Origin of the sequence: Paenibacillus tianmuensis (assembly GCF_900100345.1) — a bacterium.
Lineage (GTDB): Bacteria > Bacillota > Bacilli > Paenibacillales > NBRC-103111 > Paenibacillus_G > Paenibacillus_G tianmuensis.
This window is the reverse complement of record NZ_FMTT01000001.1, coordinates 278714-295271: the sequence shown is the minus strand read 5'-3', so window position 1 is coordinate 295271 and position 16558 is coordinate 278714. Positions and strand designations below refer to the sequence as shown.

Annotated in this window: 19 protein-coding genes and 2 pseudogenes; 4 read left to right on the top strand and 17 right to left on the bottom strand. The window is 49.1% G+C overall.

Annotated features, from left to right (window positions below; genetic code table 11):
• Positions 1–283: 283 nt before the first annotated feature.
• The 6 genes and pseudogenes from BLO51_RS01540 to BLO51_RS01515 all read right to left on the bottom strand — a co-directional run bounded on the left by BLO51_RS01540 (position 284) and on the right by BLO51_RS01515 (position 5088).
• Positions 284–1486, bottom strand: a complete 1203-nt coding sequence (locus BLO51_RS01540) for an MFS transporter (protein ID WP_090666067.1) — start codon at positions 1484–1486, stop codon at positions 284–286.
• Between the two features lie 142 nt (positions 1487–1628).
• Positions 1629–1931 (bottom strand): ArsR/SmtB family transcription factor, encoded by a 303-nt coding sequence (locus BLO51_RS01535; RefSeq protein ID WP_090666195.1) that lies wholly within the window; start codon positions 1929–1931, stop codon positions 1629–1631.
• A 200-nt stretch (positions 1932–2131) separates the two neighbouring features.
• Entirely contained in the window at positions 2132–2803 is a 672-nt protein-coding gene (locus BLO51_RS01530; RefSeq protein WP_090666065.1) for a hypothetical protein, read from the bottom strand.
• Positions 2804–3035: 232 nt separating this feature from the next.
• Positions 3036–3440 carry a CBS domain-containing protein gene (locus BLO51_RS01525; protein ID WP_090666063.1) on the bottom strand — a complete coding sequence of 135 codons (405 nt, stop codon included), beginning with the start codon at positions 3438–3440 and terminating at the stop codon, positions 3036–3038.
• 84 nt (positions 3441–3524) lie between these two features.
• Positions 3525–4680 (bottom strand): annotated as a pseudogene (locus BLO51_RS01520) (MFS transporter).
• Between the two features lie 96 nt (positions 4681–4776).
• Positions 4777–5088, bottom strand: a complete 312-nt coding sequence (locus tag BLO51_RS01515) for an ArsR/SmtB family transcription factor (RefSeq protein ID WP_090666061.1) — start codon at positions 5086–5088, stop codon at positions 4777–4779.
• Between the two features lie 181 nt (positions 5089–5269).
• On the opposite strand from BLO51_RS01515, the gene BLO51_RS01510 reads away from it, so the two are divergent.
• Complete coding sequence (locus tag BLO51_RS01510; protein WP_167670073.1) at positions 5270–5650, top strand: PilZ domain-containing protein; 381 nt, start codon at positions 5270–5272, stop codon at positions 5648–5650.
• Between the two features lie 33 nt (positions 5651–5683).
• Here the strand turns inward: BLO51_RS01510 and BLO51_RS01505 are convergent, their stop codons facing one another.
• The 4 genes and pseudogenes from BLO51_RS01505 to BLO51_RS01490 form a co-directional block, all read right to left on the bottom strand.
• A complete protein-coding gene (locus BLO51_RS01505) occupies positions 5684–6118 on the bottom strand; it encodes an AAA family ATPase (protein ID WP_090666057.1) in 435 nt (144 codons plus the stop codon).
• Between the two features lie 40 nt (positions 6119–6158).
• A pseudogene (locus BLO51_RS01500) lies at positions 6159–6380 on the bottom strand (tRNA(His) guanylyltransferase Thg1 family protein); the annotation flags it as partial.
• A gap of 23 nt (positions 6381–6403) precedes the next feature.
• Entirely contained in the window at positions 6404–6640 is a 237-nt protein-coding gene (locus BLO51_RS01495; RefSeq protein WP_090666054.1) for a zinc ribbon domain-containing protein, read from the bottom strand.
• A gap of 76 nt (positions 6641–6716) precedes the next feature.
• A complete protein-coding gene (locus tag BLO51_RS01490) occupies positions 6717–7067 on the bottom strand; it encodes a hypothetical protein (RefSeq protein WP_090666052.1) in 351 nt (116 codons plus the stop codon).
• A 208-nt stretch (positions 7068–7275) separates the two neighbouring features.
• Between BLO51_RS01490 and BLO51_RS01485 the strand changes: the two genes are divergently transcribed.
• From BLO51_RS01485 to BLO51_RS29010, 3 genes are all read left to right on the top strand, one after another.
• Positions 7276–7506 (top strand): sporulation protein Cse60, encoded by a 231-nt coding sequence (locus BLO51_RS01485; protein WP_245719484.1) that lies wholly within the window; start codon positions 7276–7278, stop codon positions 7504–7506.
• A gap of 83 nt (positions 7507–7589) precedes the next feature.
• The gene (locus BLO51_RS29015) at positions 7590–7739 is read left to right on the top strand and encodes a hypothetical protein (protein ID WP_167670072.1); all 150 of its coding nucleotides are present in this window, start codon (positions 7590–7592) and stop codon (positions 7737–7739) included.
• Between the two features lie 15 nt (positions 7740–7754).
• Positions 7755–7916 (top strand): hypothetical protein, encoded by a 162-nt coding sequence (locus tag BLO51_RS29010; RefSeq protein WP_167670071.1) that lies wholly within the window; start codon positions 7755–7757, stop codon positions 7914–7916.
• A gap of 59 nt (positions 7917–7975) precedes the next feature.
• Here BLO51_RS29010 and BLO51_RS01480 read toward each other — a convergent pair whose 3' ends face one another.
• From BLO51_RS01480 to BLO51_RS01450, 7 genes are all read right to left on the bottom strand, one after another.
• Complete coding sequence (locus tag BLO51_RS01480) at positions 7976–9076, bottom strand: WD40 repeat domain-containing protein (protein ID WP_090666048.1); 1101 nt, start codon at positions 9074–9076, stop codon at positions 7976–7978.
• Between the two features lie 46 nt (positions 9077–9122).
• The gene (locus tag BLO51_RS01475) at positions 9123–10808 is read right to left on the bottom strand and encodes a DUF6138 family protein (protein ID WP_090666047.1); all 1686 of its coding nucleotides are present in this window, start codon (positions 10806–10808) and stop codon (positions 9123–9125) included.
• A gap of 21 nt (positions 10809–10829) precedes the next feature.
• Positions 10830–11807 carry a DUF4261 domain-containing protein gene (locus tag BLO51_RS01470; RefSeq protein ID WP_090666045.1) on the bottom strand — a complete coding sequence of 326 codons (978 nt, stop codon included), beginning with the start codon at positions 11805–11807 and terminating at the stop codon, positions 10830–10832.
• 38 nt (positions 11808–11845) lie between these two features.
• Positions 11846–12535 carry a hypothetical protein gene (locus tag BLO51_RS01465; RefSeq protein ID WP_090666043.1) on the bottom strand — a complete coding sequence of 230 codons (690 nt, stop codon included), beginning with the start codon at positions 12533–12535 and terminating at the stop codon, positions 11846–11848.
• A gap of 233 nt (positions 12536–12768) precedes the next feature.
• On the bottom strand, positions 12769–14835 hold the full coding sequence (locus BLO51_RS01460; RefSeq protein ID WP_090666041.1) for a molybdopterin-containing oxidoreductase family protein: 2067 nt from the start codon (positions 14833–14835) through the stop codon (positions 12769–12771).
• 87 nt (positions 14836–14922) lie between these two features.
• Entirely contained in the window at positions 14923–15906 is a 984-nt protein-coding gene (locus tag BLO51_RS01455; RefSeq protein WP_167670070.1) for a zinc-dependent alcohol dehydrogenase family protein, read from the bottom strand.
• A gap of 163 nt (positions 15907–16069) precedes the next feature.
• Positions 16070–16543, bottom strand: coding sequence for a hypothetical protein (locus BLO51_RS01450; RefSeq protein WP_090666193.1), 474 nt, complete (start codon positions 16541–16543; stop codon positions 16070–16072).
• Between the last annotated feature and the right edge of the window lie 15 nt (positions 16544–16558).

Here is a 16558-nt window from a genome sequence, read left to right as displayed (position 1 = left end):
CATATTTTGATACTAGAAAGTCGTCGTCAAATTGTATATCCATTAAGCTTAGTCAATAGGCAATAAATAATGAATTTCCATCATTTTCTTCATCTCTTGTTATACTCTAACTCCCCCAATGAAATCTGGCAAGGAAACCAATAAAAAAATCCGAATCACCTCTATCTGCGAGACGGCAAGACAAAGAGAAACCCACATCGGATAGACATGGGTTTCCAAAAGTGATCTTGATGCTCCCGCTGGTTTGCCGATTGATCATTTGGGGAGCACCTGAATATCTGAATCAGTCCGATAAAACATGTTCCTGCGGCTTACTTGTTTTTCTTGACTCCTCTCTTATCCATGAAAATAATAAAAACGAGGCCATGACTGCAATCGCTACACCGATCGTCCCGAACCACGTGATGGATGATAAGGATACCCGATCCACGGCGAGGCCGCCAATTCCCGCTCCTGCTGCCATCGATAATTGCATCGTGGATTGGTTGAGTCCGAGCATGACTCCCGAATAATTCGGCTCGATTCGGATCAAATTATATTGCTGCGTAGGACCGGATGACCACGCTGCAAATGACCATAATACAAGTACGGCGACAACGAACAACCAAGAATTCGTTAGAGTGACAGCAACAGATAGTAAAATGAGAGCCGCAATGTGCATGAGCATGCCCCCGGTTAACGTGGAAGAAACTCCCCATTTATCCGTACTGTAGCCGCCGAATTTGGAGCCGATTAAGCTGGCCACGCCGAACGCCAATAAGACTCCGCTCAGCACTTCTTCATTCAAGCCAGCAACCTTGAGAAGATAAGGAGAAATGTAGGTATACGCTATAGAGTAACCACCGAGCCAGAAGAAAGTGATTGAGAGTCCAAGCGCCACTTTTCTGCTTTTTAGAAGAGCAAGCTGCTTGGATAAAGGTACGGGGGCATCCCCTTTCACTCGCGGGATCGTTTTGTATAGAACAAAGATAGCCAGAAGCCCCGTTATGGCGATGAAACCGAACACCGATTTCCAGCCATATGCCGCAGCGATCATGCGTCCGAGAGGAACACCGATAATTAATGACGTAGTGAACCCCATTACCACGGTTGCAATGGAACTGGCCTGTTTACCTTCGGGTGCGATTTTCGCTGCTATATCCAGGGCGGTTACAACAACCATTCCTGCGCCTAAAGCCATTATAACGCGCGCAAGGACAAAAAGTCCGAATCCCGGCAGAACAAAAGACAAAATATTGGCTAATACGAAGATTCCTAGCGCACCAACGAGCAGCTTTTTTCTCTCCATTTTTGCCGTCAGTGCCATCAGGATGGGAGTGCAAATCGCATATACAAATGAAAAAACGGTAACAAGCTGCCCAGCCGAAGTAATCGAGATCCCCATCGTATCCGATATCTTATCTAAAATACCTGAAATGACATACTCGGATGTCCCGACTAAAAAACTGACAATTGCCAAAAAATAAACTTTCCAAGGGTTCGCCATCAATTACTACACCTTATCCTTTCACATCTATATATTATAATTTATCGATGTATTGTACATAAAAAAATCTACATATTATGATATATCGATATGTAGGCTTGAAACAAACCAAATCCTCATTAGAGCATTCGGTTTGTCGTGGTTAGATTTCATTGTTAAAAAATAAACCGATTTCGCGTATCGTTTCCTCGTTTCTTTTATAGTACGTGTACTTGCCGATACGTTCCGTCTTTAAAAGCCCTGCTCGTTGGAGAATCGATAAATATTGAGAAGCTGTAGACTGAGTCATTTTCAACTTTTCAGTGACTTGACAGACGCATACCCCAATGTTTCTCATATCAATCCCTTCGTGGGGCGTAAAATGTATTTCAGGATCTTTCAACCAATGCAAAATTTGCAGTCTTGACTCATTGGACAGTGCTTTAAAAATTTCAATCGGCTCCATACACATTATAATATCGCAATTTATCGATATGTCAAGTTTCTTTATACAATAAAAAAAGTCGAATAAAATTCGACTCTCCAGAGTGTTGAGAACGTGGTCTTCACTAATACAGAGTGACATACGGAGGTGTATACCCCCTCGTACTACCTAGTGTTCCCTGACCACGTTCTCGACAAGCAAATTCGACTCTCGAATGGGAACTAGCGACCGTTAGGAGAAAAATGGTTCTTATCGTTATTTACAGGAGTAAAATGGACCAAGCCATACGTTTTGGCTACGGAAATCAATGTTGCGTTTGTACTATTTTTTTCGCCGGAATTGATCGTTACTTTTTTGCCGTTCGCATCCTTGATCACAACGCTGGACTTCGACCAAGACGTAGCAAGATCTATCGCGTTTCTTGCGGTATGGTTGGAGTTCAGCGCCGGTGCGACTTTCAATTCAGAAATCCCGTAGCCGTTTACCATCGCTCTTGCTCCGGCGATCGATTTGCTGTAATTTGCATCATCATTATCATGTACCCATTTGATATTAACGCCGGCTTTGGCAGGCGCATCCTTCGGGCTTGCCTTTTTATTCGCAATCATCCATGACCAATGCATCAAATAGGCCCGTTCTAGCGGTCTGTAAGTAGATTTGACGCTCGTTGAAATGCCCGCCTCATGAAGTGCGGCTATGAATCTTTTGACATCGCTTTTAAACGGGTCGTTGAGGTCATCGACACTTGTGGAGCCGGGAAATTTCGCAACCCAAGCGGAGCCGCTGTTTTCAGCTGCCGCAAGGGAAGCAACAGAATCGATGGGAGCTGCAAAAATGTTTGTAGGAGTCATCAAGGTGAGTGTAACCATAGCGGAAATCAAAAGCTTTTTCATAAAGTCACTCCTTAATGATAGTTTAGTATAACGTGCACAATATACTAAACTCAAAATATCATAATATTACCATTTATACAATAATATTTTACAAATTTATATTTATTTTTCTTTAATTCTATTATTTTCATGGTTTCAAAAAGTGAAAAATCCCCTCCAAGCGCACTCTTTTTCAAGAATGCTGCTTAGAGGGGATTTACTTTGAAAACAAATTTCGACCAAACCCAAAAGGTTAGTCCGTAATATTACTCGTATAGTACTCGATGATATCTTTGCGGCGGATCATTCCGATGAAGATTCGGTTATCGTCTACGACGGGAACGAAGTTCTGATCGGTAGCCAGATGAAGCATATCCTCCAGGTGCGCTTTGATTGACACGCACTCATTATGAATACGGCGTTTAATTTCATGAACTTTGATGGTATCCAAGTTTTGAAAGCTCAATCCGGGGGCACTCTTCATCTTCCAGAATAGGTCCCCTTCCGAAAGGGTGCCAATATATTTCCCCTCACCGTCAATAACGGGAATTGCCGTGTATTGACTTTGCTCTAGCTTGTCCAAGGCCTCCTGCATCGTCGCAGACGAGTTAATATAGACCACATTGTCCTTGGGGAACAGAAAATCGGATATTTGCATCGGTGAAAACTCCTTTCTTCTGAGTTGGACGCTATCCTTTCAGTTTAGCACACCTCGCAGAAAGAAAAAACAGCTGTTGGTATATCACTGTGAAGCGCTGTACCATTTTATTTTTACGGCGATCAGCAGGAAAGCCAGCAAGGCAAACCCGACCCCGCTCCAAATCAGCTGATGGATTCCCCATTGCCCGATAAACCAGCCGCCGACCGACGCTCCGATCGTTATGCCGAGATTCGTAAACGAGACAAACAGGCTGTTGCCGAACTCGGGAGCCGTCTGCGCCTCGGTCATGAGCCAGCTTTGGCTGACAACAAGCCCGCCGGAATGCACGATTCCCCACAGCAAGATCATCACGATCATGGGAAGGAAGTATCCTCCCGCAAAATAAATCAGCAGATAAGCAGCAGCATAAGCTACAGGAAAGAGGACCGTCGTTCGAAGAACGTTCTTTTGCAAAAAGCTTCCGAATAAGAAATTACCCAAAATCATAATCACTCCAAAGATCATCAGCATCATACTGATCCAAGAGCCGTTTATATGGGAAACTTGTCCGATATTCGGCGAAGTAGCTGTATACCGAGAACATCGCGGCGAATATACTCGTTACTGCGGCGATATTTAGCCACAATGCGGGCTTACGTAAAATACTTAACTGTGCGCCGGAAGACAGCTTTGCTTGAACCGGCATCGAGGGAAGCCAAGCCCAAATACCGATAAAGGCCACGAGGCTGACGACAGCCCCGAACAGGAAAGCGGCTTCCAGCGAGACCCGCTCCGCCAGATAGGAAGTCAATGGCACGCCGAAGGCAAACCCGACCGTAATGCCGGCAAAAACCTTGGTAACCGCCTGGCCGCTTTTTTCCAGAGAAACGAGCGATGCCGCCGTGACAAGCGCAACTGAAAAGAAAGCGGGATGAACCATAGCCGGAATAATGCGGAAAGCCAGCATGACGTCAAATCTTGTCGTAAAAGCATACACGATATTGGAAATCGCAAACAACAGCACTGCGGTCAATAAAATAAATTTGCGGTTCATTCCGGAGGCGAGCAGCGTCAGGAACGGGCCTGAGACCGCAACGACTAAAGCAAATATACTGACCAGCCATCCGGCTTGCGAGGCGGAGATGTTGAACTTCTGCGTAACCTGCGGCAAAACCCCGATAATTCCCATTTCCGTCGTTATAATTCCGAATACGCCTAATGCTAAAACAATGATAAGCAAAGGGTTGATCTTGTTCATCTCTCGATATATCTCCTATCTCATTCTAATCTTCAAATACATATATATAGATATGAATATGCAAAAAAATAAAAAAAAAGGGTCTCTCCTTTCATACTAAAGTTCGGTCCGAGTATACTCGGCAAATTGTTGGATCGTCTTTTCGTTCCGACGATAGAACGTCCACTTTCCATACCGCTCCGCTTCCAACAAGCCGGCTTTTTGCATCGTTAACAAATAGTTGGAAACGACCGACTGGGCAAGCTCCGCCTTCGCTTGAATATCCGAAACACACACCCCGACGCGGAAATCGATCCCGTGCTCCATATAGGGGGTTTTATCGAAATATTGCTCCGGATCTTTTAACCACACCATAATTTGACGGCGGGTCTCGTTAGACAATGCTTTATAAATCAATGAAGGATCCATACGCATCATTATATCTAATTTTGTAGATTTGTAAAGCTGACCTATAAGGGAACATATTAGACTTCGTTAAGCAATTCTTGTAGTATTATTAAAAGATTAAATAAATGATCAAAATTACCGATATATGTATAGGCTATACCTATGTGGGATGGCAATCCAAAACTATTTAAGGCGGTGCGTCATGTATCAAAACAAGCGAAGCGATGCTTTTAGATTTAGTTTAAATACTCCGTTAGTTTGCTATTTCGAAGTCACGAATATTAACGGCACTTCAACGTCGAGCACACCAGTCAAAGCAAATTTGATGGATATCAGCAACTCGGGGTGCAAAATCGTGACTCCCTTAAATTTGAATGCTGCCAGCAACAAGCTGAAGATCATTTTACATGTGCAGCTGCAAGAAGAGCTTTTGAAGCTCAACGGTTCGATTCGCTGGCAGTTGCAATCAACGAACACGCTCAATCACTACGGCGTGAACTTTATAATGAACGAGTCTGAAAAAAGACATCTACACGCAAGACTGCGAACCTTAACGGCGCTAAGAAAAATTACGGTAAATTAAAATAAGGCTTGATTCGCTCTCCTTATTATAGGGTTATAGCTCTGATACGATAAACATGCCGTTCTGCGAGATCACTTTATACAATTCGTCGAATCCTTCATCTGCGTCGGGCAGGGTCAATTTCTTAAGTACGCTTTTTATGCCGATCTCGGGAATCTTTTCTGTCCCTGCCCTGCGTTCATTGCGCTTCATGGATTCTGCAAAATCCGGCTCAAAATAATAGCCGGTAACCTTGAACCTCCCCCGCTTCGCGGCCTCAATATACTTTTTTCGATCCTCAGCTGTGGGATTCGTGTTATCGACGACGAAAGGCTGCTTCGCTTCGATGGAAGCAGCCACATAGATGTCTTCTCTGTGTCTTGTTTTCAGCATGTCCAAGTTAATTCTGATGTGCGTATTAAAAAACTTTTCTTTGAAGAAGGTCGATTTGCCGGAAGCCTGAATTCCAATGAGCAGGACGCACTCCAAGCCTACTCCCCCTTGTCCACATAAACATACTGATTCAAGTATGATAAACGATCTTACATCCCATGATATTTTGCGCAAGGTACTTGCACGTTTCCCACAAAGCATGGGTCAATGTCTCGTCAAAAGGCTTCTTCATACCACGCGTAAATGAATGAAAATGACATCCGTCGATTCTGACAATAATCGGGAGACGGCGCGACAAGCTATGCCGGAACGCATGCTCATACTCCTTCATCCGGTTTCCAAACTCATCTTTTTTCATAGATTTCCGCCCTTCCCGTGTTTCTATGCTCCGACGCTTTTTACCCCGACATAGACGGCCAGCAAAATGATGGCTATGCCCATAAGCATTTTGATCCGCTTTTTCTTTTTTCGCTCTTGGCGCTCTTTCTTAATCGCCTTCTCCACAGCTTCGCCAAGCAGCTCGAATTTCTCTTCGGCCGTATGCTGCAGAATGGTTCCACAATGGGAACAGTGCCTCTGAAACGCCGTAGGCTTCGCGCAGTTCGGACATTCCACCATAATCTATGACCACCTTTGGCAAGCTTTATTCATAAACTTCGCAGCCGCTATCCAGCGTTTCTTCCGCCACAACCCGCTACAGGGATTTAAACAAATAATAAGACAGCCGATCGTCAATCAGGCTCATATTTTCTTGCCCGATATAATCCGGAAGTTCATTATAGTGAACAGAGATGTTCTCCAGTTGCCTGACCACGGTCATTTCAAAGGTGTCATAATGATAAGTGGCCTTCGCAATCAAGAAATAGGTGTCCGGTTTAATAAAGATCTCGATTCCCGTATGATCGCCTTTATTCACGACGGTAAGATAAAAGCACTTCACTCGCAGCTTCGGATCGTTGGCATTTTTTTGAATCGTGGTTCCTTCCGCCAGCGGATAGGAAAAAGGAACGTTCATTACAATTTTTTTTAGCAATTTCTCTTCCATTCATGTTCTCCTTTGGGCAAAACCAATGTAGGGCTTCCCCTCCTATCATAACCAATTCAAAATTTCATTTCCACAATAGGATAGGATTCATCGTTATAATCTAGCGGTTTGACTCCATAGTGGTTATATGATATGGTCAATTGGTAAGGCATTCCACTCTATTGGGCGGGATGCCTTACTGCATGAAAGCGGTTTTTACATTTAATGTATGGCGGGTTATCATCATAAGCCAAGAAAGGTGAAAAGCATGATTCAAGTGAAAGAGTTCATTGATTCCGACGTTAGGCTTGCCGAGAAAAGCTGCAATGAATTTCTGTCCACATTAGCGGAAGATCAAATTGTAAGTATAAGCTACGGATCGATTATCAAAAGCAAACCGGACAAAGGGGAATATCAAAGAAGCACGATCCTGGTTGTCTACCGGACACAGGATAAGTAAGCCGCCATGCTTGGCGGTCTTTTTTATGTAGAATAATTTTGCCGCATGCTGTAAATGATATCCATTGTGAAGGAGATGAAGCCATGCCGCAAGATAAGCTGGAAAAAGAAACGGATGGAAATCCCGAAACGGTCTATGAGGATCTTACGTCACATGAACGTGATGGATTTCGAACGGACGATACCCAGGAAATCGGAGATCGTGAAAAATTAGATGGATATTCGATGGAATAACTACAGGAGGTAACGATGGATAAAGAAACCCAAACAGGCATTGAAAATCTTGAGACAACGGCGGAAGCGGCAGATTTATTGACGGTTCCCGAAGGCGCCAAAGATTATGTCGATATCATTGGAGACGAAAATCTCGATCCCTATGGCAAGCCATCTTCAAATGCGGATCAGCTATAAAGCAAATGAAAAACAAGCCTGGAGTGCAACCGAAATTGCGCTCCGGCTTGTTTTTTTAGTTATGCAAGTGCATAGAGGCTCACGCAGCCATAATCCGTATAGACGGCGAGGTAATCCTGTGTAAAGGCTAGGGTGCAGTTTTTCACGACATGCTCGACCTCAAATGCCATCGTCGGTTTCATCGTCTGGAGGTCGAACAGCTGAATCTTGCCGTAATTGTACACGGCGAGCAGTCTTCTGCGTTCATGGATCGCAAAGCTTTTTATATCCGTCGTCATCCAGTCCCTACATCCGGTCATTGTGCTCAGGTCATAGCACTTAAGCGACCATGAACCGTACTGCTCCTGCGTGAACAACAATCGGTCGTCCGGCGAAAAAGCCATGCTCGACGTCATCGCATTTTTGTCTTTTGCGATCATATGTTCCTGCATGGTCGTCATATCGACGATTACGATTTCGTCGGTTTGCGTACAATACGCCATCAGGCGGCCGTCGTGCGACACGGCTGCGCAAAGCTGCGTACTATGTCCGCCGTACTTCTCGCATTCCACTTGTCTCGTATAGCGGACGGTATTCGTCCCCAGATCATAGACGACAAGGCTGGACTTATCGTACCAGAGCGCCGTCGAGCCGGATACCGATAGCGTACTCGCCGGCATTTTGGGAGTGTATCGCTCCATCTCGCCATTGCCCAGAGAAAGTCCCGCAATATGATGGTCAATATTCAACAGCAGTACGTTCTGTTCGGCACAGTGCCGCATATCCAAGATTAACTGCTTTCCCAGAAGCTCGTAGGTTGTTTGTTTCTCCCCTTGATCGTCCATGAGATAAATCTCTTCTTTTTCAAACTGGCCCACCACATAGCTGCAAAAGAACGTGTTCGTATCCTCCATCGCAGCCAGCGGCATAAAGCCAGTGTAGCCGCCTCCGATGTAACGGTGCAGAACCGGCTGTCCGGCTCCTGCCTGCGGGTTATGCAGCACAAACCCTTTTTTCAGCCTGCTCCACGTTTCCTTTTGTACATACTTTGCCGCTTGCCCCGGCTCATCAAAGACTTTTTCTTTCGCCTTGCCTCCGTTGCTTGAGATGAGAACTTGATTCCCGGTTTGCTGAATCGACCATGTTTTGTTGCTGATTCTGTCCGTTAACGTTCTTTCCATAGCACCCTCGCCTTGTCTATATCACTTATCCTTCTTCTAACGTTGCCTAGCGCTGGCTTCTCTTGGAGGATGCAGCCTGCACTAGCTCCGATAGCAATACCGCCTTCTCCCCTTTGGCTTTGGCGCCGGCAGTCTTAAGCTTCTCCACACTGCCCCAAATCGGATAGACGATACGCTGCACTTCATAAGGCTGAAGTCCGCTAACGTGATCAAGCAGCAATCTTGCATTGGCTTCCTCTTCCATCGCCGGCTTGATCTTCAGCTTGATCGAGTCGGTGCTGTGCAGCAAGCACGTCACTAGCGTGGGGATGGTCTCCGCATTCACGCCATACCGTTCAACGAAAGCAACCGTGAAGTCATTTTGCACGGACTGGTGCTCGTCATCCACCTGCTTCATATACTCCTCTACCAGCGCAAAATAGCTCCGGTCAGCCAATCCGAGGCCGAAGACGGCATAGCTGCCCGGCATGCAGTTCTTCTCGCCTTCCGTATCCGCATACCATTCGAACTCTTCCATCGCTTCGCGGGCATATTCCTCCAACAGGGGGTACAGCTTCGGGTATTCCATAGCGTTGGCGAAGAAACGATGTGTCCCTGACTTCGCTAAGCCTTTGATGGGCAAAAACTGCTTGACGCCGGATTTTAGCTTAATCTGATAGCTTTTGGGGAATCCTTGCTGCAGCAAGCGGCAAATAAACCGGAGCGCACGCGCGTAGCTCTCCTCGGCTTCCTGCTTCATCGTAATCGTTACGGTAGCGAATACGTCATTGGCCGTGCATTCCACAAACTCGTCGCGGAAATATACATCTTCCTTGGCAAACGTTCCGCTGCCTTCCTTCATGTAGCGGGATGCCCGGGCGCTTCCCAGCTCGACGGCCCGTTCCAAAAAGGCAAGCCCCATGCTTTTGCTGTAAGAAGGCTCATATTTAATAATGGACACCGCCGTATATAACAGCAGCTCAATCGGCCCTTGCTCGGTATCTTCGAGTTGAATATCTCTTTTTCTCGTATACTCTGCTTGATGATACGGCTCTTTCCGAATCTCGAAATAACGAGGAAGAAACGTTTCCTCCACCCATTTCCGCAGCGCATACACGATATTCGAACGATGCTCGGCAAGCCGCTCTTTCTTCCCTTTATTCAGCTCCAAAATGTTCTCGAACACGGAAATGATCCGACCTGCATCCGGCTCGGGAAATAATTTCTCGTCGAGCAGGTGTCTGGAGAGAAAGAATGTCTCCAGCGGCTTGGTAGGGTACTTCCCGTCATCGAGCTTCGTTTGGATATAAGACGCAATGGAATTCAGCAGCCGCTCCTTCTTCGCCTCGTCGATATGCTGAAGGATAGGGAGCGTCACTTCGCCTTCCCGCACGCGAAACTTTCCCCAGAACGTAAATTTATAATCGATTAACGCCGGGGACGGAAGGCTGTCCAATTGCTGCTGCATGAATACAGCCAAGGACGGGATGATCTGCTCCCGGACTTGCTCCTCCGACAATAGCTCGGCAGGCTCGCCCAGCCGGGTCTTGACTTTTGGCGACACGAAATCTAGCTCCGAGTCCGTCACGCTGACTCTGCCCTTGGCGTACTCCAGTAGGCCGAAGTCATGAATCCCGACCTGTAGCGGGGTGCGCTTCACAATTTGTTCCGCATCTTTGTCGCCAATGAATTCGAACCATCGCTCAATTTCTTGCTTTATTTCAGTTATGAGTTCTTCCAGCATGCTATCCATACGACAGCCCCGCCTCCTGCATTATTGGTTTTCGTCGTGATGCTGTCTGCCGGCATAGTAAGGCTCGCCCGGGTCCAAGTCCAGCACGTACCGGCGCGGCGCCGCCAATGCGTATTGATGCTCGCAGCGCCAGCGCTGCTGTTCCGTTACGCCGACCGTCTCGCCATCCTGAATGATGTCTCCCTGGTTATATACGTAATAACCGAGATTGCCCAGAACGGAATCGACTTCCCCCGGCTCCATATCGTAAAAATGACACTGCAGATCCGGCAGTCCCAGTGCGGCAAGACCGATCGTATCCATCAAAAACTCCTGGCGCTCCGTCCCTCTGCCCTGGACGTTATAAAATCTGACGCTCATCGCCCCGTACAGCGTCTGCCCTTCTGCCAGAGCGCCCAAATACTGCTCCGGATCTACGATATTGTCGCTTGCTCTCCAATAGAGGGCGTCGCACGGGGCAACCTCCAGCAAAGCCCGCAGCGCATTCTGGAACAGCTCCAGCCGTTCTTTATAAGGAAGGCTTGCGGCGCAGAAATCGGTAAACAGCAAGGAATGCTGGCATGCTTCCACCGTCTCGCGGGCTTCGGGCCAATGCCATGCTTGCTGCAAAGCCGTTTCATACTTTTCCGGATTCGTCTCCTCGTTGGCCGGTAAAACGCACGTTTGCGCCGGCAATTCGCCTTCCTCATAAGCGACTTTATAGTTAAGATGGAAAAACATCAACGTATCGTCGCTTTGGGCCGAATCTTCCGCTTCCCAGACGGCAAGACCGGAAGCATCCGTCTTTTCGCCCGCGGCGGCCTCGTCCTCGGCATCCTCCTCACCCGGAACGGCAACCTGCCCCGTGTAAGCTTCCATCTTCGCATACAGCGCCTCGCGGGACAGCTCCGGCTTCGTCTTGTAAAGCAACTCCACCATATAAACCCGGGCAAAACCGGAATCGTCCTGCTCCTCTTGCTCGTATTCGTCCTCTTCGAATCGGTCATCCCGCTCTGTCATTTCATTCGCTCCTCTTGTTTGTTATCCATGCCAACTGGTCATACATGCAAAACCGTTCCGTCCTCCACCAGAAGAAGGTAATCGCCGATGACGCCTTGGCGGAATGCCGCTTTCCTCCTGTTTCCGTTGCCCATAGGCGGCAGCCTGCCGTCTTTCTTCGTATATTCCAGCGTCCGCGGCTGATTCCGGGACCGGATGCGGATGGACAGCGTATCCTCCGCAACGACGGCCGACTCGATCTTGGCGCCGATCAGCTCTCCGGTGAGCTCGTCCCAATTCGGGATGTCCCCGTTGGCATAGTCCGACAGCCACGGATGAAAGCGGCCGTAATGGCTGGGATGGCAGGAGAGAACCCGATCGTCCAGCAAAATATATTCCGCCGATTCCCAAACCGCATACACCAGCGTCCGTTCTTCCCCCTCAGGCGTTACTAAGGTCAGCCCGAAAAATCCGGGGCCGCCCATCCCGTACGTTCCGTAATTCGCGCCGAAATCGACGATCTCCGCGCCAATCAGCCGCTCCGGACCGCCGTCCGTCAACCGCTGGGGAATGCCCAGCAGCATCGTCTCATGGTCTTCGGCTTCGTACAGAAAACCGGCATACCCCGGCGCTTCGAGCCATCCCTTATCCAGCCATTGCTGCAGCTCTGAACGGGGAACGATTTTGGAATATTGCTCCACGATGCCGATGTTCAACTTTTCATAAGGATGTTTGTTTCGCTTCGCCACGATTCCCCTCCGCGCATAAACTTTCCATATTGTTGTACGTTCGGACGCATATGTCTTAAGTCACACCTTCCCCCTGAGACGAAGCTTCCGCGCCCGATATGGCCCTTTCATTATTCCATTCAAACGATTCCGTTGGCAAGGAATGCCATCTTTTTTGAACCGATAGACTTATAAGTCGATTTACTTTCTGCCTATTGTCCTGTTTTTTTCATAGAGGTAATGAAACTAAAGACTCATATTTTGTCTAAAAAAGTTGTGGCGCTCTCCAGCTTCTCCACCTGTACCCGTCCCGAGAAAAAGACGGCCCCGCCGCCCATATCCGCCAGCCGGTCCGGGGTCAGAGCATTCACCAAGCGGCTGCTTCCTTCCGCGTCCGCCCATAAGCCCTGACTGACGACAGTGCCGGGAACGACGTCATCGCCCACCGACGCGGTTAGCTCGCACGAGCCGCGCGTGTTCCAGATCCGGACACGTTCGCCGTTCCGGATATCCAAGCTCGCAGCGTCCTCCGCATGCATGTAGAGCTTCGGCTCGCCTTCCAGCCGGATATGCTTGGCATTGTGCGAGAACGTCGAGTTTAAGAAATTGTGATTGGGCGCCGGAATAAATTGAAACGGCAGATCCTCGTCCGTTTGCAACGGCGTGTACGTAGGCAGCGGCGGAAGGCCTTTAAGCTCCATCGCTCTGGAGTAGAGCTCGATCTTTCCACTTGGCGTAGGCAGCTTGCCCGGAAACAACGGCCGGACGTTCGCTCTGACGTACTGCTCCTCCAGAAGCCGCTCATACGTAATGCCTTCCAGATTCGGATTGGCCGGATTGTTCAGCGCTTGCCGGATCATGTCCTCGTCGGAATCGCGAAAAGCTTCTTCTTCGAAACCCATGCCTTGGGCCAACAGCCGGAAGATGTCCGGATTGGACTTGCTTTCGCCGTAAGGTGCAATGGCTGGCTGTTGAATCTGGACGTAATGATGCCAGTAGGAACGGTAAATATCATGGTTTTCGAAGGAAGACGTCGCCGGGAGCACCAGATCGGCGTACCGCGCGGTCTCCGTAAGAAACAAGTCATGTACCACCGTGAACAAATCTTCGCGCATCAGCCCTTGCCGTACTTTGCCGGCATGCGGGGCGACGACCGCCGGATTCGAATTGTACACGTATAGCGAACGGATAGGCGGATCAAGCTCCAGCAGCGCATTTCCCAGCAGATTCATATTGATGTAGCGAGCCGGCTGCTTGCGCAATTGCGGACGCTGCAGGGCCGCTTTATTGAATTCCAAATAGCTGCCGTTGCCTTTGATCGCCCCGCCGCCGCGGTGCAGCCATTGGCCTGTCAGCGCCGGAAGACAGGCGATCGTTCGAACGCACATCCCTCCGTTGTCATGGTGCTGAATTCCGTTGCCGATCCGAATGAAGGATGGAGTCGTACGGCCGTAGAGCCGGGCAAGCTCATAAATGTCTTCCACGGGCACGCCCGTAACGGAGGATACGAATTCCGGGTCATACGACTTCACATGCTGACGGAGCTTTTCGTGTCCTACCGTATACGTTTGTAAGAACGTTTCGTCCGTCATGTCCTCTTCGAACAAAATATGCATTAGGCCAAGCGCAAGAGCGGCATCCGTTCCCGGGCGAATCGGAATAAACCAGTCCGCCCATTTGGCCGTCCGGTTGCGGTGAACGTCGATCGCCACAATACGTGCGCCGTTCTTGCGCGCCTTCTCCGCAAGCACGATCTGATGCAGGTTGGTGCTTACCGCATTAATGCCCCACATCACAATTAGCTTGGCATGGACCGTATCCTCCGGGGACGTTCCGTAGCTCCCGCCCATCGTATAGCGGTACCCTTCCGTCCCGGCGGCTTCGCATATCGTATGTTCAAGTCGGCTGGCGCCCAAGCGGTGGAAGAAACGCCGGTCCATGCCTTCCGCTCCGATTCTCCCCATATTCCCGTAAAAGCTGTACGGCAGGATGCTTTCCGCCCCTTCCGTCGCTATAAGCGTCTTCCACTTGGACACGATCGTCTCGATCGCTTCCTCCCACGAGATACGCTTGAACGTGCCGTCTCCCTTCATCCCCGTTCGTTTCATCGGATAACGAAGACGGGACGGGTCATACAGGCGCTCGGCCATATGGCGCACTTTGTTGCAGATGGCGCCCTGCGTCATCGGATGCTCGGGATCTCCCTCAACCTTCACGATTCGTCCCGCTTCTTTGTGCAGCAGCAAGCCGCACTGATCGGGACAGTCCAATGAGCAGACGCCCCGCACGATTTCTCTCGCTTTATCCTCTTTCGAGTTCATTGCCTTGCCTCCTTGCGAATCAACTTCATTTCTTACTTTTTCTCCATTCCATGTTCATCTCCTGCCGCATCCGGTGCAACTGCTTTATTAGCTCAACAATAGAATTTTCCCGTGGATGCCTGACTCCGCGGCATGGATCGCGCTTATGGCGTCCGTCAATTCAAATTTAGCCCCGATCTGCATCATGGTCAGCTTTTTCTCCTGCACGAGACGCAGCACGTGCTCAAAAACCTCCTCCCATTCCGCCTGCGACGAATTCCGTACCCATTGCCGGAGATAAAACGGCAGGACGCGGACCTGCGTTCCCCGAACCGCTTCATGCCACACCGCTGGAATACCTGAAAGCAACCCGATGCTTATAACCGTTCCGTCCTTCTTTAAGCAGCGCACCAGCTTTTCGCCTTCGGGTCCTCCGATACTGTCGATGGCCGCCGTGGCGCCTTGGCCTGCTGTGGCTTCTAAAATTCGATCCCGGACGGAGTCTTCCGCCGTATTAAACACATAGGCCGCCCCAAGACGCTGCAGCTCGGAGGTATGACGGTCGCTGCGCGTCAGAGCAATCATCCTGTATCCGAAAACAGGCGACAATTGGGCAAACATTCTCCCGATAGCAGAACCCGCCGCATTGACAACCAACACATCCCCGTGCGTTAACCGGAGCGCCGTGCGGCAGATCAGCCAGGCGGTAACCGGGTTAATGTATAGCTGGCAAGCCGTGTCGTCGTCGATGTGTTCCGGTACGGGAACGGCAAATTTGGCGGGGGCTGTCACATAGTCCTGCCACGTGCCGTCGCCTTGCAAAGGCAGTACACGCATCCCCAACATTTGCTTCGGAACCCCCGGCCCTATGGCTTCCACAACCCCTACCCCCTCATAACCCGGGACCGCGGGCAACGTAATCCGGTGAGGATACGCTCCCCGAATCGGGATCACATCCGACGGATTAATGGGCCGTGCCCGCATTTTGACAGAGATTTCACCCGGTCCCGGCAAAAGCGGCGGCTTCTTTTCGACTCGCAGCACCTCGCCAGGTTCACCGAAACGATAATAACGAACAACATTGGCTTCCATGAAAGCTACTACCCCTGTTCTTTTAAATTCAGCCTGAAAAATTTTGATTGTTCTATTATAATTTCTGAAAACCATAGTACACAAGGAAAAGTCGTACTCGCAACGCCGCAGCCCATCTTAAAAGAAAAAAGGCTATCCGGTAAAAAATCGGGATAACCTTCCGTTACTTATTAAAAAGATTGGGGAACTGCTTTACGATTCCGTCGGTAAACGCATCGGCCATTTCCAGCGCCTGTTTCTCAATCTGATCGAAGGTCTCAATATCGGATTTGAATTTGTGGGACAACCTGAAAACGGCTTCCTCTTTGGTCATGTGCAAATGTTCATACAGCATCTTCGTCAAAACCGGCTTCGGCCAGTTCGGATTGAAACTGCTTAAGAAAGCTGCAATGTCATCCGCATTCGCATACCATCTTTTCTCCGCTTCCGCAGCTGCCTGGTTATTTCCAGCCTTCGCCGCTTTGACAAGCTGCGCTGCAATCACAAGATGATCTCTAAATAAGCTGCTGAACTGCGAGGCTATCTTATCACCATAGTAACGTCTAAACACGGCACCCATATCGGGAGCATTCCGAAGGAGACGTTCCGTAACCAGCGCCTCATCCGGCAAATCCGCAGCGATGCTTATAATCAGCATCCTCGTCCAAGCGAC

Bases quoted from the DNA above. Each gene is read 5' to 3' on its own strand.
- BLO51_RS01540 (WP_090666067.1), bottom strand. From the start codon at position 1,486: ATGGCGAACCCTTGGAAAGTTTATTTTTTGGCAATTGTCAGTTTTTTA.
- BLO51_RS01535 (WP_090666195.1), bottom strand. From the start codon at position 1,931: ATGGAGCCGATTGAAATTTTTAAAGCACTGTCCAATGAGTCAAGACTG.
- BLO51_RS01530 (WP_090666065.1), bottom strand. From the start codon at position 2,803: ATGAAAAAGCTTTTGATTTCCGCTATGGTTACACTCACCTTGATGACT.
- BLO51_RS01525 (WP_090666063.1), bottom strand. From the start codon at position 3,440: ATGCAAATATCCGATTTTCTGTTCCCCAAGGACAATGTGGTCTATATT.
- BLO51_RS01515 (WP_090666061.1), bottom strand. From the start codon at position 5,088: ATGGATCCTTCATTGATTTATAAAGCATTGTCTAACGAGACCCGCCGT.
- BLO51_RS01510 (WP_167670073.1), top strand. From the start codon at position 5,270: ATGTATCAAAACAAGCGAAGCGATGCTTTTAGATTTAGTTTAAATACT.
- BLO51_RS01495 (WP_090666054.1), bottom strand. From the start codon at position 6,640: ATGGTGGAATGTCCGAACTGCGCGAAGCCTACGGCGTTTCAGAGGCAC.
- BLO51_RS01490 (WP_090666052.1), bottom strand. From the start codon at position 7,067: ATGGAAGAGAAATTGCTAAAAAAAATTGTAATGAACGTTCCTTTTTCC.
- BLO51_RS01485 (WP_245719484.1), top strand. From the start codon at position 7,276: ATGGCGGGTTATCATCATAAGCCAAGAAAGGTGAAAAGCATGATTCAA.
- BLO51_RS29015 (WP_167670072.1), top strand. From the start codon at position 7,590: ATGCCGCAAGATAAGCTGGAAAAAGAAACGGATGGAAATCCCGAAACG.
- BLO51_RS29010 (WP_167670071.1), top strand. From the start codon at position 7,755: ATGGATAAAGAAACCCAAACAGGCATTGAAAATCTTGAGACAACGGCG.
- BLO51_RS01480 (WP_090666048.1), bottom strand. From the start codon at position 9,076: ATGGAAAGAACGTTAACGGACAGAATCAGCAACAAAACATGGTCGATT.
- BLO51_RS01475 (WP_090666047.1), bottom strand. From the start codon at position 10,808: ATGGATAGCATGCTGGAAGAACTCATAACTGAAATAAAGCAAGAAATT.
- BLO51_RS01470 (WP_090666045.1), bottom strand. From the start codon at position 11,807: ATGACAGAGCGGGATGACCGATTCGAAGAGGACGAATACGAGCAAGAG.
- BLO51_RS01460 (WP_090666041.1), bottom strand. From the start codon at position 14,835: ATGAACTCGAAAGAGGATAAAGCGAGAGAAATCGTGCGGGGCGTCTGC.
- BLO51_RS01455 (WP_167670070.1), bottom strand. From the start codon at position 15,906: ATGGAAGCCAATGTTGTTCGTTATTATCGTTTCGGTGAACCTGGCGAG.
- BLO51_RS01450 (WP_090666193.1), bottom strand. From the start codon at position 16,543: ATGCTGATTATAAGCATCGCTGCGGATTTGCCGGATGAGGCGCTGGTT.